Source organism: Curtobacterium sp. MCLR17_054 (assembly GCF_003234335.2).
GTDB lineage: Bacteria > Actinomycetota > Actinomycetes > Actinomycetales > Microbacteriaceae > Curtobacterium > Curtobacterium flaccumfaciens.
The window spans coordinates 3,756,195-3,777,357 of the sequence record NZ_CP126263.1; the positions used below are offsets into that span (position 1 = coordinate 3,756,195).

Annotated in this window: 20 protein-coding genes; 6 read left to right on the top strand and 14 right to left on the bottom strand. The window is 68.2% G+C overall.

The features are described from left to right. Positions 1-22: 22 nt before the first annotated feature. The gene (locus DEJ08_RS17930; protein WP_181438897.1) at positions 23-1,471 is read left to right on the top strand and encodes an ArnT family glycosyltransferase; all 1,449 of its coding nucleotides are present in this window, start codon (positions 23-25) and stop codon (positions 1,469-1,471) included. 38 nt (positions 1,472-1,509) lie between these two features. On the opposite strand, the gene dnaB is transcribed toward DEJ08_RS17930, so the two are convergent. The 6 genes from dnaB to DEJ08_RS17960 form a co-directional block, all read right to left on the bottom strand. Next, complete coding sequence (dnaB, locus tag DEJ08_RS17935; protein ID WP_031260130.1) at positions 1,510-2,874, bottom strand: replicative DNA helicase; 1,365 nt, start codon at positions 2,872-2,874, stop codon at positions 1,510-1,512. Between the two features lie 569 nt (positions 2,875-3,443). Further along, on the bottom strand, positions 3,444-3,896 hold the full coding sequence (rplI, locus tag DEJ08_RS17940; protein ID WP_027466901.1) for a 50S ribosomal protein L9: 453 nt from the start codon (positions 3,894-3,896) through the stop codon (positions 3,444-3,446). A gap of 14 nt (positions 3,897-3,910) precedes the next feature. Then, entirely contained in the window at positions 3,911-4,168 is a 258-nt protein-coding gene (rpsR, locus tag DEJ08_RS17945; protein ID WP_017887834.1) for a 30S ribosomal protein S18, read from the bottom strand. Between the two features lie 50 nt (positions 4,169-4,218). Beyond that, positions 4,219-4,788, bottom strand: coding sequence for a single-stranded DNA-binding protein (locus DEJ08_RS17950; RefSeq protein ID WP_111038694.1), 570 nt, complete (start codon positions 4,786-4,788; stop codon positions 4,219-4,221). Between the two features lie 3 nt (positions 4,789-4,791). Next, complete coding sequence (gene rpsF, locus DEJ08_RS17955; RefSeq protein WP_027466903.1) at positions 4,792-5,175, bottom strand: 30S ribosomal protein S6; 384 nt, start codon at positions 5,173-5,175, stop codon at positions 4,792-4,794. 176 nt (positions 5,176-5,351) lie between these two features. After that, positions 5,352-6,791: a CCA tRNA nucleotidyltransferase gene (locus DEJ08_RS17960; protein ID WP_111053760.1), complete on the bottom strand. Its 1,440-nt coding sequence runs from the start codon at positions 6,789-6,791 to the stop codon at positions 5,352-5,354. Between the two features lie 127 nt (positions 6,792-6,918). On the opposite strand from DEJ08_RS17960, the gene DEJ08_RS17965 reads away from it, so the two are divergent. The 5 genes from DEJ08_RS17965 (at position 6,919) to DEJ08_RS17985 (ending at position 15,043) form a co-directional block, all read left to right on the top strand. Next, positions 6,919-11,079, top strand: coding sequence for a DUF6049 family protein (locus DEJ08_RS17965; protein ID WP_284180493.1), 4,161 nt, complete (start codon positions 6,919-6,921; stop codon positions 11,077-11,079). Between the two features lie 94 nt (positions 11,080-11,173). Beyond that, the gene (gene trxB, locus DEJ08_RS17970) at positions 11,174-12,172 is read left to right on the top strand and encodes a thioredoxin-disulfide reductase (protein WP_071404123.1); all 999 of its coding nucleotides are present in this window, start codon (positions 11,174-11,176) and stop codon (positions 12,170-12,172) included. Positions 12,173-12,238: 66 nt separating this feature from the next. Then, positions 12,239-12,565 (top strand): thioredoxin, encoded by a 327-nt coding sequence (gene trxA, locus DEJ08_RS17975; protein WP_017887828.1) that lies wholly within the window; start codon positions 12,239-12,241, stop codon positions 12,563-12,565. Between the two features lie 150 nt (positions 12,566-12,715). Beyond that, positions 12,716-14,020, top strand: a complete 1,305-nt coding sequence (locus tag DEJ08_RS17980; RefSeq protein WP_071404124.1) for an aminotransferase-like domain-containing protein — start codon at positions 12,716-12,718, stop codon at positions 14,018-14,020. A 60-nt stretch (positions 14,021-14,080) separates the two neighbouring features. Continuing rightward, positions 14,081-15,043, top strand: coding sequence for a D-alanine--D-alanine ligase family protein (locus DEJ08_RS17985; RefSeq protein ID WP_111053625.1), 963 nt, complete (start codon positions 14,081-14,083; stop codon positions 15,041-15,043). Positions 15,044-15,660: 617 nt separating this feature from the next. On the opposite strand, the gene DEJ08_RS17990 is transcribed toward DEJ08_RS17985, so the two are convergent. From DEJ08_RS17990 to rpmH, 8 genes are all read right to left on the bottom strand, one after another. Next, on the bottom strand, positions 15,661-16,629 hold the full coding sequence (locus DEJ08_RS17990) for a ParB/RepB/Spo0J family partition protein (RefSeq protein ID WP_111053624.1): 969 nt from the start codon (positions 16,627-16,629) through the stop codon (positions 15,661-15,663). Beyond that, the gene (locus DEJ08_RS17995) at positions 16,629-17,522 is read right to left on the bottom strand and encodes a ParA family protein (protein ID WP_269149421.1); all 894 of its coding nucleotides are present in this window, start codon (positions 17,520-17,522) and stop codon (positions 16,629-16,631) included. Before DEJ08_RS17995 ends, DEJ08_RS17990 begins: the two co-directional genes overlap by 1 nt. An 81-nt stretch (positions 17,523-17,603) precedes the next feature. Continuing rightward, positions 17,604-18,263 carry a 16S rRNA (guanine(527)-N(7))-methyltransferase RsmG gene (gene rsmG, locus DEJ08_RS18000; protein ID WP_111053623.1) on the bottom strand — a complete coding sequence of 220 codons (660 nt, stop codon included), beginning with the start codon at positions 18,261-18,263 and terminating at the stop codon, positions 17,604-17,606. Beyond that, positions 18,260-18,760, bottom strand: a complete 501-nt coding sequence (locus tag DEJ08_RS18005; protein WP_071248630.1) for a Jag family protein — start codon at positions 18,758-18,760, stop codon at positions 18,260-18,262. The genes rsmG and DEJ08_RS18005 overlap by 4 nt, the downstream gene beginning before the upstream one ends. Beyond that, positions 18,761-19,729, bottom strand: coding sequence for a membrane protein insertase YidC (gene yidC, locus DEJ08_RS18010; RefSeq protein WP_111053622.1), 969 nt, complete (start codon positions 19,727-19,729; stop codon positions 18,761-18,763). Positions 19,730-19,737: 8 nt separating this feature from the next. After that, positions 19,738-20,118 carry a membrane protein insertion efficiency factor YidD gene (yidD, locus tag DEJ08_RS18015; RefSeq protein ID WP_017887819.1) on the bottom strand — a complete coding sequence of 127 codons (381 nt, stop codon included), beginning with the start codon at positions 20,116-20,118 and terminating at the stop codon, positions 19,738-19,740. Then, entirely contained in the window at positions 20,115-20,465 is a 351-nt protein-coding gene (gene rnpA / locus DEJ08_RS18020; RefSeq protein WP_111053621.1) for a ribonuclease P protein component, read from the bottom strand. Before rnpA ends, yidD begins: the two co-directional genes overlap by 4 nt. 47 nt (positions 20,466-20,512) lie before the next feature. Then, positions 20,513-20,650: a 50S ribosomal protein L34 gene (rpmH, locus tag DEJ08_RS18025; protein WP_022889115.1), complete on the bottom strand. Its 138-nt coding sequence runs from the start codon at positions 20,648-20,650 to the stop codon at positions 20,513-20,515. Positions 20,651-21,163 lie beyond the last annotated feature (513 nt).

The window sequence follows — 21,163 nt, forward strand, 5'->3', positions numbered from 1 at the left end:
GGAGGGCCAGTAGGTTCGTCTGGTGCCATCACGAGTGTCCGGGTTCGCCGGCGACCTCCGCCTCCGCCTCCGCCTGACGATCGCCTCCCTCGTCCTGATCGCCGCGCTCTACCAGTGCTTTTGGAACCTGGCCGGCTCGAACATCACCGGTGACGAGAACATCTACCTGCAGAGCGGGTGGCAGTACGTCCACGGCGACTTCACCGCGAACCGTGAACACCCGCCGACGGCCAAGTACCTGTTCGGGCTCGTGCAGCTCCTCACCGGGCAGGGTCCGATCGGCCCGCGGGGCCTCGTCTGCGTGCTCACCTTCGCGGTCGGCGTGGTCCTGTACCTGTGGCTGCGTCGCGAGATCGGGTACTGGGGTGCCCTGCTGGCGGCGTCGCTGTGGTGGCTGACTCCACGTGGTGGTGCGGGTGCCCGCGTCGACCGGCTCGCCCTGCTCGACCCGGTGATGACGGCCTTCGCCGTGTTCGCGATCGTCGCCGCGTGGTGGTGGATCCGCAGCGAGCGGGCCTGGTGGCTCGCTCCCGTGTCCGGCGTGCTCATGGCTGCCTCGGTCACGTCCAAGCTGTCGACCATCGTGCTGCTCCCGGCGTTCCTGCTGCTCCCGGTCCTGTTCAAGGCCTGGCGGAAGGGCCTCGTGGGCGGCGCGCTGTGGGTCGCCGCCTTCACGGTGACGTTCGTCGCCCTGTACGTCCCGATGGGCATCCGTTCGGCGATCCAGTACATGGTCGCGTTCCAGGAGGGGCAGAACACCAACGGGCACCCGATCACGATCGACGGGCAGATCTACACGTTCGCACCGTGGTGGGCGAGCTTCCGGTTCTTGCTCGACGGCACCGGCAAGGGGATGCTCGTCGTCCTCGCGATCGGTGTGCTCGCTGCCCTGGTGGTGCGGGCGGACCGCCTGGTCGCGTACGTCGGCGCATCCCTGGTGCTGCTCGTCGGGTTCTACGTCGTCGTCGCGAAGATCGCGCTGCCGACCTACTACACCGCGTGGATGCCGTTCCTGCTGGTCCTCGCCGCCATCGGCTTCGCACGCCTCGCCACCGTCCCCCCGAGGGCCCTGACCGTCCCGGTCGTGCTGGTCCTCGTCGCGACGCTCGTCGTCCCCTCGTTCCGGGTGAGTCAGGCCGTCGCGCGGGCGCACCCGACCGGGATCGCGCTGTTGCCCGGGTACCTCGAGGAACACGATGTGCCCGACGGTCGGATCCTGTTCGTGTCGGCGACTCCCACGCTCTTCCAGCCGTACGTCGGCAACCACGGCACCAACCGACTCGACCGCGGCCCCTACGTCGCCATCGTCGTCGGCCGCGACCAGCGGCTCCCCGCACCGGAGGCCGTGACCACGCTGCTGCAGGATGACGCCTCGTCCTTCACCACGGGCAGGCTCGACGGCCTGCGCGTGTGGGTGCCGAAGGACGGCCGCATCCGTGAGGACAACGGGGCCCTCACGATCGCCCGCTAGTCGATGCGACGTTGGCGAGGCGTCGCGCGCCCATGCGCCTACTGCGGCATGTCGACGAACCGCGAGAACATCCCGTGGAACGCCACGGTGATGGTGTCCGTCGGTCCGTTGCGGTGCTTCGCCACGATCAGGTCCGCCTCACCCTGACGCGGGTTGTCCTTCTCGTACGCCGACTCGCGGTGCAGCAGGATGACCATGTCAGCGTCCTGCTCGATGGAGCCGGACTCACGGAGGTCGGAGATCGCCGGCTTCTTGTCGGCACGCTGCTCCGGACCACGGTTCAGCTGCGACAGGGCGATGACCGGGACCTGGAGCTCCTTCGCCATCAGCTTCAGGGCACGCGAGAACTCGGAGACCTCCTGCTGGCGGCTCTCGACCTTCTTGCCCGAGGTCATCAGCTGCAGGTAGTCGATGACCACGAGCTTCAGGTTGTGCTGCTGCTTGAGTCGACGGCACTTGGCGCGGATCTCGACGAGCGTCATGTTGGGGGAGTCGTCGATGAAGAACGGGGCGTCGTTGATGCGACCACGGGTCTGCGCGATGGTGGTCCAGTCGCGGGAGTCCACGGTGCCCTTGCGCATGTTCTGCAGCGGCACGCTGGTCTCGGCGGAGAGCAGACGCATCGCGATCTCGGCACGACCCATCTCGAGCGAGAAGAACGCGGCGGTCTGGTCGTGCTTGATCGCGGCGGCGCGGCACAGGTCGAGCGCCAGGGTCGACTTACCGAGGGCCGGTCGGGCGGCGACGATGATGAGCTGTCCGGGGTGGAAGCCGTTCGTCAGGCCGTCGAGCTGCGCGAACCCGGTCGGCACGCCGGTCATCTGGCCGTCGCGGCCCTTGGCGGCCTCGATCTCGTCGAGCGCGGCGGAGATGGCGTCGGTCAGCGGGACGTAGTCCTCGGTCTGGACACCTCCGGCGACGTTGTAGACCTCGGCCTGCGCACTGTTGACGAGGTCGGTGACCTCACCCTCGGACGCGTAGCCCATCTGGACGATGCGGGTGCCGGCGTCCACCAGGCGGCGGAGCACCGCCTTCTCGGCGACGATGCCGGCGTAGTAGCCGGCGTTCGCGGCGGTCGGCACCATGCTCGTGACGCTGTGCAGGTACTCGGCGCCGCCGGCGCGGGACAGCAGCCCGGTCTTGGTCAGCTCGTCGGTGACGGCGATGACGTCGGTGGGTTCACCGTGCGAGTAGAGCGACAGGATCGCGTCGAAGATGACCTCGTGCTTGGGGACGTAGAAGTCCACGCCACGGGCGGTCTCGATGACGTCGGCGACGGCGTCCTTCGACAGGAGCATGCCACCGATGGTCGACTGCTCCGCGAGCATGTCGTGCGGCGGGGTGCGTTCCATACCGCGCTCCGCGTAGTCCTGCGGTGCGGGCTCAAGATGTGCGATCGACACACGCTCTCCTCTGTTGACGACACGGACCTGGATCGGCGGGACAGCACCCACCGGCCGGAACCCGCACCCCTGTTTCTACCCCCGGCAACCGACATCCCCGAGTCGCTGGGCCAACGTACGGCCCCAGAGTTATCCCCAACAAACGGCCCTGTGGATAACTCTGTGGAGAGCCTGCGGAACACGCCGGAGCGCTGTGTGGAGAACTGTGGACGGGCCTGTGGAAAAAGACCCGTACGAACACACTTTCGACTACTTGACCTGGGCTTTTCTGTTGCACACGGTGTGTGGAAAAGTGGGGTTCAAGTACCCCTTGAAGGTTCCGATTTGACACGTTTCCACTGTGTAAAACGACTTGACAAGGACCCCTCCTGTGGGCAGAGTTCTCGGCCTGTTCCCAGCCAGCGCGACCCCGTCTGAACCGTAACCAGCCAGCCCGAGTCGAGCCGCGCCTCCAGGCCCGTGACCATGTCGGCGACAGCCGTAGGACAAGCCGCGCGACCGCCCCCGGAACGCAACGACGGGCGGGCCTCCCGGAGGAGACCCGCCCGTCGTGGAGCGGAACGTCAGTGCTACTTGGCAGCGACGACCTTGAGCGAGATCACGGCAGTGATGTCCTCGCGCAGGCGCACGGTGGCCTCGTGGTCACCGACGGTCTTGATGGTCGCGGGGACCTCGACCTTGCGCTTGTCGAGCGAGCCGACGCCCTGCGCCTGGACGGCGTCAGCGACGTCGCCCGGACGGACGGAGCCGAACAGACGACCGTCCTTGCCGGCCTTGACCGACAGGGTGATGGTCGCGTTCTCGAGCTTCATCTTGAGGTCCTGTGCCTCTTCGATGGTGGCGAGCTCGCGCGCGGTACGCGCGGCACGGATCGACTCGACCTGCTTCTCGCCGCCCTTGGACCACGCGACAGCGAAGCCCTGGGGGATGAGGTAGTTGCGGGCGTAGCCGTTCTTGACGTCGACGACGTCACCAGCGGAACCGAGGCCGGAGACCTCGTGGGTGAGGATGAGCTTCGACATGTGTCGACCTCCGATCAGCGGCCGGAGCCGGCGTAGGGGAGGAGCGCCATCTCACGGGCGTTCTTCACGGCACGGGCGATGAGGCGCTGCTCCTGGACGGAGACGCCGGTGATGCGACGGGCGCGGATCTTTCCACGCTCCGAGATGAACTTGCGAAGGGTCGCAACGTCCTTGTAGTCGATGACGCCGACCTTGATCGACTTCGCGGGAGCAGCGTTCTTGCCGCCCTTGCCGCGAGGCTTCCGGCGGTCGCCGGTGCTCTTTCCAGCCATAGTGATTTGTCCTTAGAAGAAAAGTTGTGTGTCCGTCGGAACGCTGAGGATCAGAACGGGGTCTCGTCGTCGAAGTTGCCGCCGGGGGTGCTCCACACGTCGTTCGACTGTGCGTTGCCGCCACCCTGCTGGCCGCCCTGGGGAGACCAGGGCGCGTCCGACTGACCGCCACCGTTGTTGTTCCAGTTGCCGCCGCCGTTGCCCGCGGGGGCGCTGCCGCCACCGCCGACCTGGCCACGACCGCCGCCACTGCCACCCGCTGCGCGGGTGATCTGTGCGGTCGCGTAGCGGAGCGACGGGCCGATCTCGTCGACCTCGAGCTCGATGCTCGTGCGCTGCTGGCCCTCACGGTCCTGGTAGGAACGCTGACGCAGACGACCCTGCGCGATGACGCGCGAGCCCTTCGTCAGCGACCCCGCCACGTGCTCGGCGAACTCGCGCCACACACTCGCGCGGAGGAACAGCGCATCGCCGTCCTTCCACTCGTTCGCCTGACGGTCGAACGTGCGAGGGGTCGACGCGATGGTGAAGTTCGCCACGGCGAGCCCGTTCTGCGTGTAGCGCAGCTCGGGGTCCGCGGTGAGGTTGCCCACCACCGTGATGACGGTTTCGCCGGCCACGGGTTACTCGGCGCTCGCGGTCGCGGTTGCGGAGGCGTTGGCGGCCTTGCGGGCCGCGCGAGCCTCGTCACGCTGCTTCTGGGCGGCGACCTGCGCGATGCCCTCTTCAGCGCGGAGGACCTTCGTGCGGAGCACGGCCTCGGAGAGACCGAGCTGACGGTCGAGCTCCTTGGCGGCCTCGGGCGACGACGTGAAGTCGACGACGGCGTAGATGCCCTCGGACTTCTTCGCGATCTCGTAAGCGAGCCGGCGACGGCCCCAGACGTCCACGTTGTCGACGGTGCCACCCGCGTTGCGGATCACGGCCAGGAACTTGTCCAGGCTGGGAGCGACGGTGCGCTCATCGATCTCGGGGTCGAGGATCGCCATCAGTTCGTACTGGTGCATGCGGAACCCACCTCCTCTGGTCTCAGCGGCCCCGGGCGGTTCCCGGGGCAGGAGGGTTGATGCATGTGCCCCAGACCACGCAGGTGCGCGAGGGGCAACCTGGGTAGCCTACCGGACTGCCTGGAGGCGCGCCACCGGCCTGTGGAGAGCGGTCCCGCCCGTCAGGCGGTCGCGTCTCAGGCGTCGGCGTCGCCTCGGGTGCTCCACCACTCGCGCAGGCGCTCCTCGGCCGTCTCCGGTCCGAGGGGTCCTTCGTCCATCCGGGCCTCGAGCAGGAACCGGTAGGCCTCGCCCACGGCACGCCCCGGCGGGATGTCGAGGATCCGCATGATGTCGTCGCCGGTCAGGTCCGGACGGATCGACTCCAGTTCCTCCTGCTTGGACAGGACCTCGATGCGGTCCTCGAGGTCGTCGTAGGCGAACGCCAGCCGGTCGGCCTTGCGGCGGTTGCGGGTGGTGACGTCCGATCGAGTGAGCTCGTGCAGCCGTTCGAGCTGGGGTCCGGCGTCACGGACGTAGCGGCGGACGGCGGAGTCGGTCCAGGCGCCCTCGGTGTACCCGAAGAAGCGCAGGTGCAGCTCGATCAGGCGGGACACCGCGGCGATGGTGTCGTTGTCGAAGCGGAGCGCGCGGAGTCGCTTCTTCGCCATCTTCGAACCGACCAGGTCGTGGTGGTGGAAGCTCACGGCGCCGCCGGGCTCGAGCTTGCGCGTCGCGGGCTTGCCGATGTCGTGCAGCAGCGCCGCGAGCCGGAGCACGGTGTCCGGGGGATCCCCGGCGTGCCGCTCGGCCTCGTACCCGATGGCCTGCTCGAGCACGGTGAGGGAGTGCTCGTAGACGTCCTTGTGGTGGTGGTGCTCGTCGACCTCGAGCCGCATCTCGGGCAGCTCGGGCAGGAACCGCTCGGCGAGGCCGGTGTCGACGAGCAGCCGGAGGCCGGGTACCGGGTCGTCCGTGTTGAGCAGTTTGACGAGTTCGTCGCGGACCCGTTCGGCGGACACGATGTCGATCGACGCGACGAGGTCCTGCATCGCGGCCCGCACGTCGTCGTCGACGGTGAAGCCGAGCTGGGACGTGAACCGTGCCGCGCGCATCATCCGCAGGGGGTCGTCGCGGAACGAGACGACCGCGGTCTGGGGCGTCCGGAGCCGTGCGGCGAGCAGGTCCTCGACGCCACCGTGCACATCGACGAGCTCGCGGTCCGGCAGCCGCAGGGCCATCGCGTTGACCGTGAAGTCGCGACGGAGCAGGTCGTCCTCGATGGTGTCGCCGAACGCGACCTCGGGCTTGCGGGTCTCGCCGTCGTAGACGTCGCTGCGGTACGTGGTGATCTCGACCTGCTCGCCGGCGACCCGCGCGGCAATGGTGCCGAACTGACGACCGACGTCCCAGGTGGCACTCGCAATGGGCTCGACGATCCGCAGGATGTCGTCCGGCCGGGCGTCGGTGGTGAAGTCCAGATCGGTCACCGGACGGCCGAGGAACGCGTCACGGACGGGGCCGCCGACGAGGGCGAGTTCGTGTCCGGCGTCGGCGAAGGCCCGAGCGAGGAGGTCGACGGGCTCGGTGGTGGCGAGTGCGTCGAGTCGTTCGACGGCCTGGGCAACGGACTGCATGACGGTGCTCATCCTCCCAGATCGAGGCCCCGAGTTCTCCACAAGCCGCGCGCGCACGGGACCTGTTCATGGTCGCGCCTCATACACTCGTGCTCGGCCCGAACCGACCCCGTGGCCCGCTCCCCGTATGCAGATGCTCCGCACCACGCTCGCCGCAGCCGCGTCGACCCTCGTCGCGCTCGGCCTGGTCGTCGCGCCCGTCGCCACCGATCACGCCTCGGCCGCCACGGTGTCCACAGCCAAGAGCCACGTCGCCGATCCGGCCGCCGCAGACGCGGGCAAGGCGACCATCTCGATCGCCCCCGCGAACCGTGGCGTCGTCCAGCGCGACCAGGACCTCACCCTGTCGGTCACCGTCACGAACGACACCGACGCGGCACTGCCGGCCGGCACCGCGGAGTTCGACATCTTCCGCTCGGTGAGCACGCGCGACGTCCTGGCGAGCTGGCTCAGCGACACCACCACAACCGGTTACCTCGGCGCCCCGATGGACTCCGTGGACATCCCGGCGATCCCGGCGCACCGTTCGATCACCATCGACTCGGTCGAGATCGTCTCCGGCAACGTGGCGCTCGGCGGGTACTCCTCGTTCGGCGCCCGCCGCATCGCGGCCGAGTACACGGCGGGCGACGCCTTCGCTGTCGACCGCTCTGCGATCACCTGGTACCCGGACTTCGAACAGGCCCCGGTCAGCGTTTCCGTCGCGATGCCGATCACCGTGCCGAAGTCGACCGACGGCATCCTCACCGCGCCCGTGCTCGCTGCTGCGACCTCGGTCGACGGCACGCTCACGCAGCAGCTCGACGCCGCCGAGGACCACAACGTCGCCGTGGCGGTGGATCCGCGGATCATCGCCTCGATCCGGATCCTCGGCGACAACGCCCCGTCGAGCGCGATCACCTGGCTGCAGCGTCTCGAAGCACTGCGCAACGAGACCTTCGCGCTGCCCTACGCCGACGCCGACGTCACCGGCCTGCGCCAGGCCGGGTCCGACGGCATCCTGTCGCCGATCTCCCTCGACCAGTCCGTCAAGTCCGAGAACTTCCCCGGCGCCGAGACCCCGGCACCGACTCCGACGGCAACACCGGGGCAGACCTCGTCGCCGGCCCCCACCGAGGCCTCGAGCGGCACCACGACCGACGACGGTGCCGACCAGGCGCAGGAGACGCTGCCGACCACGGAGTCCCTGCTCGACTTCCCGTACTCGATGGACTCGATCGCCTGGCCGACCGAGGGCACCGTGTCCTCCGCCGACCTGCCCGCCCTCGAGCGTGCCGGCACGAAGACCACCATCGTCTCGAGCGGCAACACCTCGGCCGGCGCGGACACCACCATCACCGCGTCCGAGAAGATCGGCGACGACCACGTGCTCGTCTCCGACCAGTCGATGTCGTCGATGCTCCGCCGAGCCGCCGCCGCCACCGACCGGCAGACCTGGTCGTCGACGATGTCCGAGCTCACCGCGACGCTGGCCACCTCGGCCCGTGCCGCCACCGCCACGGGGCCGATCCTGCTGACCCTCGGGCGCGAGTGGCCGTCCGACTCCACCCGGCTCAGCCAGGCGCTGGACGCCCTCGAGAGCACCGCCTGGGTCGCCCCGGCCGACCTCTCCACCGCCTCGAAGGCCGTCGCCGGGTCGCTCACGCTCGCCAGCGCGTCCACCGGCGAGGCCCGCATCGACCAGCTGCAGCGACTCGTGCGGGGGGAACAGGGGCTCTCCGCGTTCGCGACGATCCTCGGCGACCCGAACCAGCTGACCGCCCCGGCCCGGCTCCGTCTGCTCGCGCTCGCCTCGAACGCGTGGCGTGACGACGACCAGGGCCTCGCCGCCGCGGTGGAGGCCCGAACGGCCGCCTGGGCGAAGAGCACCACCGAGGTCGGCATCGTCGACTCGAGCAGCCTCACCCTGCTCGGCGACCGGTCCTCCCTGCCGGTGTCGATCCGCAACAGCTCCGCCTACCCGGTCACGGTGCACCTGTCCGTGCAGCCGTCCAACTCGGCGCTGCGTGTGGTCCGCAACGACATCGTCGTCGAGATCCAGCCCGATTCCTCCACCCGTGCGACCGTCCCCGTGCAGTCGGTCGCGAACGGCAAGGTGGAGTTGACGATGTCGCTCTCGAGCCCGACCGGCGTCGCCGTGGCCCAGCCCGCGACGGTCGAGCTGAACGTGCAGGCGCAGTGGGAGACGGTCATCACCGCGGCCGCCGCGATCGCGCTGATCGGCATCTTCGGCTTCGGCATCTTCCGCAGCATCCGCAAGCGCATCCGCCGCCGCAACGGCGAGCTCGACGACGAGGACGACGACGACCCGAACCGTCCCCTGGCGGTCCAGCCGACGGTCGGGGGCGCGCAGGTGTCCGCCACCCGGCCTGGAGGCACGGATCACCGCTCCGGAGCAGCTTCCACACCCAGCGTGGCCGCGTCCACGGCCGGCACGGCCACCGGAGCGGCGGCCGCGGCCCCGGCTGCAGCGCCGGCTGCAGAGACAACCACGGCGGTGGACCAGGGCCCCCTGCGGGACGCCATCGTGCGCGCCGGGGCCGAGCCGCGCCTCCCGTCCGACGCCGCACGCAGCACCGTCGCGGACGACCGCGACCCCGAGGAGCCGACCATCAGCACCAGCCAGCCCCAGCCCGACGTCGACGCCGAGCCGGTCGCCGAGCGCAGCCTCGGCCGGGCGAGCGCGATGCTGGCCGCCGGCACGATGCTGTCGCGCATCCTCGGCTTCGCGAAGACCTTCGTGCTGGCGTACGCGATCGGGCAGACGCAATCGCCGGCGGCGGATGCGTTCGCGGTGTCCAACCAGCTCCCGAACAACATCTACGCGCTGATCGCGGGTGGCCTGTTGTCCGCCGTGCTCATCCCACAGATCGTGCGTGCGATGAAGCAGCACACCGACGGTGGCACGGCCTACGTCAACAAGATCGTGACGCTCGGCGGATCCCTGTTCATCGTCATCGCCGTCGTCGCGACCCTGATCGCCCCACTGCTCGTGCAGGTGTACGCGCAGACCGCGTCAGGCGAGGGCAAGGGGTTCACGCCCGGTCAGATCGACCTCGCGGTGGCGTTCGCGTTCTGGTGCCTGCCGCAGATCCTCTTCTACGCCATGTACTCCCTGCTCGGCGAGGTCCTGAACGCCAAGCAGGTGTTCGGCCCGTTCACCTGGGCGCCGCTCATCAACAACGTCATCTCGATCGCCGGGCTCGTCGTCTTCATCGCCATGTTCGGTGGCAGGGCCGCGAACTCCGGCGTCGACGACTGGACTCCGCTCAAGATCGCCGTCCTCGCCGGCAGTGCGACCCTGGGCGTGCTCGCTCAGGCCGCCTTCCTGCCGTTCTTCTGGCGCCGGGCGGGCCTGAGCTTCCGACCTGACTTCCGCTGGCGTGGCGTCGGCCTGAAGTCGACGGGCACGGCGGCCGGGTGGCTCTTCGCGATGATCCTCGTCACCCAGCTGGCCGGCATCGTGCAGTCGCGCGTCGCATCGCTGGGTTCGGGTGCCGCGGGCAACGCGGTGCTGCAGAACGCCTGGCTGCTCTTCATGCTGCCGCACTCGATCATCACGGTCTCCATCGCGACGGCGTACTTCACACGGATGAGCCACGACGCGGAACGCGGCGACCTCGACGCCGTGCGGAAGAACCTGTCGCTCTCGCTGCGGATCGTCGGACTGTTCACCGTCTTCGCATCGATCGCGCTGATGGTCGTCGCCGTGCCGTTCGGACGCATGTTCTCCAACACCTTCGACGGGGCGCTGTCGATCGGCGCGGTCCTGCTGGCCTACATGCCGGGGCTCGTGCTCTTCAGCATGTTGTTCATCATCCAGCGCGTCTTCTGGGCGATGCACGACCACCGGACGCCGTTCCTCATGCAGTGCGTCCAGTCGGTGCTGTTCGTGATCGGTGCCCTCGCGGTCAGCACGCTCCCGAACGAGGCGATCGGTGTCGCCATCGCAGCGTGCACCACCCTCGCGGGCACCGCGCAGACGATCGTCGCCCTGGTGCTCGTCCGCAAGCGGCTCGGTGGCATCGAAGGACCCGTGGTCACCCGTTCGCACGTGCAGTTCGTCATCGCCGCGCTCATCGCGGGCGTCGTGGGACTCCTCGTCGTGAACTTCTTCGGGTCGTTCTCGGCGAGCGGCTTCGCGATGGCCGACTTCACCGGAGCGGCCATCACCCTCGTCCTCGCCGGCGCGGTGATGGCAGCCGTGTACTTCGGAGCCCTCGTCGTCGCGAAGAACGGTGAGATCGGCAACGCCGTCCGGATGCTCCGGAGCAAGCTCGGCCGCTGATCCCTGCCGGGCACCACACGCTCACGGGGCGTGTGGAATGCCTCGCCGGTACGATGGGTTGACCCGGTCAGACGCAACGGAAGGGCAATCAGGCATGCGCCAGCTCATCATCATCGGTTCCGGCCCGGCCGGGTTCACCGCCGGCATCTACGCAGCGCGCGCAGAGCTCAAGCCGCTCATCGTCGCCTCCAGTGTCGAGACGGGCGGTGAACTCACCAAGACGACCGAGGTCGAGAACTTCCCGGGCTTCCCCGAGGGGATCCAGGGCCCCGACCTCATGATCAAGATGCAGGAACAGGCCGAGAAGTTCGGTGCCGAGGTCCTGTACGACGACGCCGTCTCCGTCGACCTCACCGGCAAGGTCAAGAAGGTCACCGTCGGCTCCGGCGAGACGTACGAGGCCCTCGCGGTCATCTACGCCACCGGCTCGGCCTACCGTCACCTCGGGCTCCCCGACGAAGAGCGCCTGTCCGGCCACGGTGTCTCGTGGTGCGCGACCTGCGACGGCTTCTTCTTCCGCCAGAAGAACATCGCCGTCGTCGGCGGTGGAGACTCCGCGATGGAAGAGGCAACGTTCCTCACCCGCTTCGCCGACAAGGTGACGGTCATCCACCGCAAGGACTCCCTGCGTGCGTCGAAGATCATGCAGGACCGCGCGATGAACGACCCGAAGATCGAGTTCGCGTGGAACAAGGAAGTCACCGGCATCACGGGTGACTCCGCGGTCGAGGGCGTCACGCTCAAGGACACCGTGACGGGCGAGGAGTCCGAGCTCGCACTGGACGGCCTGTTCATCGCGATCGGCAACGACCCGCGCACCCACCTGATCCACGGCCAGATCGACATCGCGCCCGAGGGCACGATCGCCGTCCAGGGCCGTTCGTCGAAGACCAACCTGCCGGGTGTCTTCGCCGCCGGTGACGTCATCGACCCGTCCTACCGCCAGGCCATCACGGCTGCCGGTTCGGGCACAGTCGCCGCGCTCGACGCCGAGAAGTACCTCGCCGAGCTCGACGACGCACTGACGGACGAGGCCGAGGGCGTCGCCCCGACCGAGCCCGCCATGGTCGACGTCATCGCCGCCCGGGCCTGACCCGCCTCGGAATACCACGACGGCATCGCCGTTGTACCCCCTGAACGACTTCTCGAAGGAGCACACATGTCCAACGCCAAGGCTGTCACCGACGCCACCTTCTCGGACGAGGTCCTCAAGTCCGACAAGACGATCCTCGTCGACTTCTGGGCCGAGTGGTGTGGCCCGTGTCGCGCGGTCTCGCCGATCCTCGACCAGATCGCCGAAGAGCACGCCGGCAAGATCGAGATCGTGAAGCTCAACGTGGACGACAACCCCCAGTCGGCCATGAACTACCAGATCACGTCGATCCCGGCGATGAAGGTCTTCAAGGGCGGTGAGGTCGTCAAGACCGTCATCGGCGCCAAGCCGAAGCCCGCGCTCGAGGCCGACCTCGCCGAGTTCCTCGCGTAGGTCGCCCCACCCGAACGGCCCCGCTCTCCCCGGAGAGCGGGGCCGTTCTCGTCCGGAGCCACCGGATGACGATCGGCCCCGTCGCGGAACCCTGGTTCCCCGGGCCGATGTCGTAGTGTGGCGGGAATGTCCCACTGAACGGAGCACTCGATGACGAACGGCAACAGCCTCGACCCCTGGTACGACTCCTACGCCCAGCGCACCGCCGGGCTGAGCGCCTCCGAGGTCCGAGCCCTGTTCGCCGTCGCCTCGCGCCCCGAAGTGGTCTCGCTGGCCGGCGGCATGCCGTTCGTCTCCGCGCTCCCCAGAGAGCTCGTCACGGGCTCCCTGGACCGTGTCATGAACGAGCACTCCGCCATGGCGCTCCAGTACGGCGGCGGACAGGGCCTGCGGTCCCTCCGCGAGCACATCGTGGACGTCATGAGCCTCGAGGGCATCCGTGCCAGCGCCGAGGACGTCGTGGTCACCACGGGCTCGCAGCACGCCCTCGACCTCGTCACACGGCTCTTCATCGATCCGGGTGACGTCGTGCTCGCCGAGTCGCCGTCGTACGTCGGCGCGATCGGGGTCTTCCGGTCGTACCAGGCCGAGACGGTGCACGTGACGACGGACGAGCTCGGTCTCGTCCCCGAAGCGCTGCGGGAGGCGATCGCGAACCTCCGCACCCAGGGCAAGCGGATCAAGTTCCTCTACACGATCCCGAACTTCCACAACCCGGCCGGCGTCACGATGAGCCGCGAGCGCCGCATCGAGGTGCTCGACATCTGCCGGTCGAACAACATCCTCGTGCTCGAGGACAACCCGTACGGGCTCCTCTGGTTCGACGAGCCCGCGCCGCAGGCGATCCGCTCGATCGACGAAGAGGGCGTGGTGTACCTCGGCTCCTTCTCGAAGACCCTCGCACCGGGCTTCCGCGTCGGCTGGGCACTCGCGCCGCACGCCATCCGCGAGAAGCTCGTGCTCGCCAACGAGTCGGCCGTGCTCGCGCCGAACTCCTTCGGCCAGTACGTCGTGAACGCGTACCTCGACGCCGCGGACTGGAAGGGTCAGGTCGACACCTTCCGGGGCATCTACGCCGAGCGCCGTGACGCCATGCTGTCCGCACTGGGGGAGTTCCTGCCCGACCTCTCCTGGACGAAGCCGAACGGTGGCTTCTTCGTGTGGCTGACCCTGCCCGAGTCGCTCGACTCCAAGGGCATGCTGCCGCGTGCGGTCAAGGAGCTCGTGGCCTACACGCCCGGCACGGCCTTCTACGCCGACGGGCGCGGAGGCGGACACATCCGCCTGTCGTTCTGCTACCCGACCCCGGAGCAGATCCGGGTGGGCGTCAAGCGTCTGGCCAACGTCGTCAACGACGAACTCGAACTCATCGAGACGTTCGGCCCGACGACCCGCCCGAACACCGTGGTCCGCGAGACGTCGTCCGTCAGCGCACCGCCCCCGAACATCTCCTGATCAGCGCTTTTCCTCAGTGCTGATCGCACAGCACCGCAGTTCCACACCGGAGGACCCCGCATGGCCGAGCTCACCCGTCGTCACGTCGTCGTCGTCGCCGGAGGCATCTCACACGAACGCGATGTCTCCCTCCGCTCCGGTCGTCGGGTCGCCGACTCGCTGACCGGCTACGGCTGGCAGGTGGACCTGCGCGACGCCGACGCGATGCTCTTGCCGGCTCTCACCGATTCACGCCCGGACGTCGTGTGGCCGGCCCTGCACGGCGCCTCCGGTGAGGACGGGGCCCTGCGGGGCATCCTGGAGGCCGTGGACATCCCGTTCGTCGGCTCACGTTCGACGTCGGCCCGGCTGGCATGGGACAAGCCCACGGCGTCAGCCCTGGTCGCCCGCGCCGGCGTCCGTACCCCTCGTTCGGTGACGCTCTCCCACGACGTGTTCCGCGAGCTCGGCGCTGTCGGTGTCCTCGAGGCCATCGCGACCGAGCACCCGGTACCGCTCGCCGTGAAGCCGGCGCGCGGCGGAAGTGCACAGGGCGTGACCCTCGTCGATGACGTCAAGGACCTGCCCCGGGCCATGGTGACGGCGTACACGTACTGCGACGACGTCGTGGTCGAGCAGCTCATCCGTGGCACCGAGGTCGCCGTGGGGATCATCGACACCGGAGACGGCCCCGTGGCGCTCTCCGCCGTGGAGATCGTGCCGCGCAACGGTATCTACGGCTTCGAAGCGCGCTACAACGCGGGGGAGACGACCTTCTACACCCCCGCACGACTGTCCGACGAGTTCGCCGGAGCAGCCTCGGAGGCTGCGGTTGCCGCGCACGTAGCTCTGGGACTCCGGCATCTGTCCCGCGTCGACCTGATCATCGACGGGGCCGGGACGCCCTGGTTCCTCGAGGCCAACGTGCTTCCCGGGCTCACTGAGACGTCGCTGCTGCCGCAGGCGCTGTCCGCGTCCGGGTTCGACCTCGGCTGGACCTACGCCGAGCTCGCCGAGCAGGCCATCCGGGACCACCGCGCCTGACTCTGCAGCCGATGTTCCACGTGGAACACCGGCACGTGTTCTTTACCTGCCCCTCGAACGGGCCGAGATGTTCCACGTGGAACGACGGCATCGAGCGACTTCCCTGCTTCGTGAGTCGAGGTGTTCCACGTGGAACATCTCGCCATGAGGATCCTCACTCAGCGCTGGTGTTGGCGCCCGGCGCGTTGGGCGGGCCCCGGGGCGCCCGAACCGCGAACAGACGACCGGAGAGGCCTTGACGTCAATCTCCACGTTTCGCTGCCGCACGCCCTTGTTCGCAAGCAACGAAGCTTCGACTCCCTCAACTGGCAATCCGAGGTAGCGCGTCGGATCGTCCGCTCTGCAGTAGCGGCTGGCGGAACGCGATCCTTCGAGAGCGAACTCACGAAACCTCGAATCGACCGCTCGGAAGAACGTCCCTCGGATCGCTGGCATGATGGGCGAGCCGATGGTGGTCACGACACCACCAACTCACCTGAGTCCGATCGCGTCCGAGGAAGGCGTCGTCCCAAGCGCTGTATTGCCGCAAGACCGCTCAGCAGAAGTCCGTGGTCCAGCAACCGCAGCCCGACCGTCCAGGGGCTCACAGCGCCGCGCAGCGCCGCATACGGCCTGGTTCAGCCCTCGAGGTCCTCTACCCCGAGCTCACCGAGGATCCGATTGAGGTCGTCGCCGTTCGCGAAGTCGATCGTGACGGAACTCTTGCGAGCACCGACCGCGATCTTCACGCGCGTGTTGAGGCGGTCTCCGAGCCGTTCAGCGAGATCGTTGAAGTGCGCCTGACGCTTCGACGGTTCGGTCTTCAGCTTCGCCGGCGGCGTCTTCGCGGAGAGCTGCTGCGCGATCGCCTCAGCAGCACGGACGGACAGGTCCTCGTTGACGATCTTCTCGGCCAGGTACTCCATCGCCTCGGCGTCTGGAGCGGCGAGGATGGCACGAGCATGTCCGGCAGAGAGCACGCCTGCGGCCACTCGCCGCTGCACGGGGGAGGGGAGCCGCAGGAGTCGGATCGTGTTCGTGATCTGCGGGCGCGATCGACCGATCCGCTGCCCGAGCTGTTCCTGGGTGATCCCGAAGTCCGCGAGGAGCTGCTGGTACGCCGATGCCTCTTCCAGGGGGTTGAGCTGCGCCCGGTGGAGGTTCTCCAGCAGCGCGTCGCGCAGCATCGCGTCGTCGGGGGTGTCCTTCACGATCGCGGGGATCGTGTTCAGGCCGAGTTCCTTCGTGGCCCGCAGACGGCGCTCACCCATGATGAGCTCGTACTGGGGCTCGGTACCCGTCGCGCCGGGGATGGGCCGGACGACGATGGGCTGCAGCACGCCGATCTCGCGGATCGAGTGCACCAGCTCCTGGAGCTCCTCCTCGCGGAACTCCTTCCGCGGCTGCTGCGCGTTCGGGATCACGTCGAGCGGATTGAGGTTGGCGAGTCGAGCTCCCGGCACGGCCACCAGCTCGTCCGCGGTCGGAGCGGATGCCGGCGAGCCACCGGTCGGGAAGAACACGTCGACGGGACGGTCCTGCTGATCGGTCGCCGTCGGGATCAGGGCGCCGATGCCTCGTCCGAGTCCGGTTCGCTTCGGTGCCATCAGTGCTTCGCTCCTCGTGCTGCGATCTCGGCGGCCGCTTCCAGGTAGGACAGCGACCCGGTGGAGTTCACGTCGTAGGCGACGACGCTCTGGCCGTAGCTCGGTGCTTCGCTCACGCGGACGGAACGGGGGATCATCGCCTTGAGGACCTGGTCACCGAAGTGCTCCCGGACGTCGTTCGCCACCTGGTTCGCCAGGTTCGTGCGGCCGTCGTACATGGTCAGCAGGATCGTGGAGACCCGGAGGTTCGGGTTCAAGTGTCGCTCGATCAACTCGATGTTCCGCAGCAGCTGGCTCAGTCCTTCGAGCGCGTAGTACTCGCACTGGATCGGGATCAGTACCTCCTGCGCGGCAACGAAGGCGTTGATCGTCAACAGGCCCAGAGACGGCGGGCAGTCGATGAAGACGTAGTGGTACGGCTCGTCCAGCGACTGCAGGTACATGTCGAGCGCGGTCCGGAGACGCTGCTCACGTGCCACGAGTGACACGAGCTCGATCTCGGCGCCGGCGAGGTGAATGGTGGCCGGCACACACCAGAGGGTGTCCGACTCGGGGGAGGCCTGCACGGTGTCGGCCATCGGTGCCTCGTCGACGATCACGTCGTAGATGCTCGCGACCTCGGCCTGGTGATCGACGCCAAGCGCGGTCGAGGCATTGCCCTGCGGGTCCAGGTCGATGACGAGCACACGAGCGCCGCCATGGGCGAGACCCGCTGCCAGGTTAACGGTCGTGGTCGTCTTGCCGACGCCACCCTTCTGGTTCGAGACGGTGATGATCCGTGTCTCAGAAGGGAGTGGAAACTGCTGCGTGGCGATCGCGCGCCGGCGACGGTTCAGGTCGGCGATCTCGCGAGCGAGCGGTGTCGACGCGTCGTAGTCGGTCGATGAACTCAACGAGTGCCTCTTCCCCGGTTCGATGTTTCACGTGGAACGCGGAGCCACTGGCGGCCGGATGACCCGGCCCGAGCCGCAGCGTCAGTCAACTGTAGCCCGGAAGACGCGGGTGGTCTCGTCGACCACACCTTCTCCGAGCTCGAGCACCTCGACATCAGAGAGGCGCTTCCGAAGGATGACCTTGCGGGCCTTCTCGATCTCTTCGTCGACCCGCGCACCCTTCATCAGGATGAGCTGGCCGCCGGAGCGGACCAGCGGCACGGTGAGGGGGATGAGCTTCGACAGGGCACTCACGGCGCGTGCGGTGACCTGGTCAACCACGACGTCGTCGGCTACGTCCTCAGCACGGCCGCGGAGCACCGTGACGTTCTGCAAGCCAAGCCGGTCAGACTCAGCGCGAAGCCAATCCGTCCGGCGCTCCATCGGCTCGATGAGGACGAACTCGACGTCCGGACGGGCGATCGCGAGCACGAGACCCGGCAACCCTGCACCGGAACCGACGTCGGCAACGCGACCCCGGGCCTCCAGGAGGGGTGCGAGCAACGCCGAATTGAGGATGTGTCGCGTCCACAGGCGGGGCAGCTCGAGCGGTCCGATCAGGCCCAGCTCCTCACCCCGCCGCGCAAGCTCGTTGGTGAACGAGCGCGCAACCTCGATCTGGTCACCGAAGAGTGCTGCAGCCGCCGCGGGCTCAGCCTCGAGCACCGGTGCTGCGTCGTTCGGGACGGGTGCGTCCGTCATCGGGTGACGACCGTGTGGCGGTCCCGACCCTCACCCTCGGACTCCGAGTGGAAGCCCTTCTCAGCGACCAGGTCGTGGACGAGCTTGCGCTCGTACGACGACATCGGGGGGAGCGCAGCCGACGACGACCCGGCTTCGATGCGCTCGACAGCGGTGTCCACGAGCCGCTGCAGCTCGTCAGCACGGGCATCCCGCGAGCCACCGACGTCGAGGATGAGCCGGCTGAACTCGCCGGTCTCCGCCTGCACAGCGATCCGTGTGAGCTCCTGCAGCGCCGTCACGGTGTCGGGCTTCGACAGCACGCGGAGTGCCTCGCCGTCATCGGTGACCGACAGGTACACGCGACCGGCGCGTTCCTCGATCTCGATGTCGCCGTCGAGGTCGCAGATGTCGAGGAGTTCCTCGATGTAGTCCGCTGCGATGTCCGCTTCGTCGCGGGCATCCTCGGTCTCCGTGTCCGTCGTCTCGACGGCGCCTGCGGTGTCCTGCTCGGTCACTTACTTCTTCCCGTTCTTCTTCTGGCGCTGCTTGCCGACCGGCTGCTGACGCTGGGTGGTGACGCGCACGGGCTCGATCTCCGTCGCACCGGCGCCGGCACCGGCCTCGGCGAGCACCGGGGTGGCCGTTCCGCGACGCTGTGCCTTCTTGGCCAGGCGGGCTTCACGAGCCAGAGCGGCCTCGGAGCCGGGGGTCGGCATGCTGCGGATGACGAAGTACTGCTGCGCCATCGTCCAGAGGTTCGAGGCCAGCCAGTAGAACATGACGCCGAGGGGGAAGCTCAGACCCGAGATCACGAAGACCAGCGGGAGGATGTACAGCATCATCTTCTGCTGGCGGTACATCGGAGACTCCTTGGTCTCCGGCGACATGTTCTTGGCGACGAGCTGCAGCTGCGTGATGAACTGCGACGCCGTCATCACGATGATCATGAAGCCCGCGATCGCACGGACCTCCCACCCGGAGGCGTTCGTGAAGGTCTCGTGCAGCGGAGCGCCGAACAGGGCCGCGTTGCCGAACGACCCCGCGAGGTCGTTCGTCAGCAGGCCGATGCCCGTCTTGTTGATCTGGGCCTCGTGCAGCACCGAGTACAGCGAGAAGAAGATCGGCATCTGCAGCAGCAGCGGCAGGCAGGAGCTGAGCGGGTTGGTCCCGGTCTCCTTGTAGAGCGCCATCGTCTCGCGGCTCATGGCCTCACGCGAGAACTGGTCCTTCTTGCCCTTGTACTTGTCCTGGATCTTCTTGAGCTGCGGCGCGACCTCGAGCATGCGGCGCTGCGACTTGATCTGCCGAACGAAGATCGGGATCAGCGCTGCGCGCACCACGAACGTCAGGAAGATGATCGAGAGCACCCACGTGATGCCCTCGTTCGGGTCCATGCCGATGCTCTCGAAGATCCAGTGGAAGCCGACGAGGATGGCCGAGACCACCCATTTGAGCGGCCAGAGGACGAATCCGATGATGTCCATGGGGACGGCTACGCCTTTCGAGTGCGCTGGGGGAGCAGGACCGGCCGGGCCGTTCCGACCGCGGGGTGCGGCTGCTGCGGGATCGGCGCGAGGACGAACCCGAACCGGTTGACGACGAACGGGTGACGGCGTTCCTTGACGTCGTCGATGCCACCAGCAGCCCAGGGGTTGCAACGGGCGATGCGCCAGGCGCCCATGGCGGATCCGCGGACGACGCCGTACTGCTGGATCGCGTCGAGGGCGTACCGGGAGCACGACGGGTGGTAGCGGCAGACGTTGCCGTACAGCGGGGAGATCACCGCACGGTAGGCCCGGAGCACGACGACGCACGCGTTGCGTGGGAGCAACGCGATGACCCAGGCAAGCCGGGTCCACAGAGTGCGGTTCATGCTGCCTTCTCCACCCCGCGCGCGAAGGAGCGCGTGACGTCTTCGAGCAGGGTAGGCCATCCGGCCTGCGATGCGGCTGGCAGTACACGGACCACCACGTCGAAGCCCTGGGGGGTCTCGGCGAGCAGTTCGTGCGCGATCGCCTTGAGCCGCCGCCTGATCAGGTTCCGTGTCACGGCGTTCCCCACCGTCTTCGCGACGATGAAGCCGAACCGCGTCGGTCCGTTGCGGTCTGCCGGCTGACGGACCACGGACACGACGACGTGCGCCGTGGCGCTCTTGCGACCACGACGCACGACGTTCCGGTAGTCATCCCCGCGCACGATGCGGTTGGCGCTGGCCAACACTGCGACGCCGGGGTCAGACCGAGGACCGGATCAGGCGATGAGCCTGATCAGGCCGAGAGCTCGGTACGGCCCTTGGCGCGGCGCGCCGACAGGATGGCGCGGCCGGCACGCGTCCGCATGCGGAGGCGGAAGCCGTGCTTCTTGGCGCGGCGGCGGTTGTTCGGCTGGAAGGTGCGCTTGCTCATGATGTTCTCCACACGGCTGCTCGCGGCGAGCCGTCACGTATGTGTAGCCGTCCGGGTGTCGAACGACGCAGATGGGCGCGACCAAAGGGCCGCAGTCAACTGGTTAACGGTACGTGACAGCGGCGAGCAGGTCAAACCCGCCCGGACCGCTTGCGTCGGTGCCGTCGGTTCTGCCGTCGCTCGAGCCCATTCTCCACATTGGGGACAACTTCCGTTCGGTGGGACTCGGTCCGGTCCTTTACAGTGGTGTGATCGATCGCCCCGATGGCCGGTACCACAGGGAAGTACTCCTGTCGGACGGCTCGAGGTGGTCGTGGACAACACTGTGGACAACCCTGTGGGAACCTCCGCGGCAACGAGGCGTCAACGAAGCCCCCGGAGCCACCGACGATCCGCCGGCGACGACCTGGTCCCGAGTGCGGTCGCCGAGGACGCCACGGCATGTCCGACCACGCAGGACGCACCCTCGTCCGGCAGCGAACGCACGACACGACCCCTGGAGACGAGCGCGAC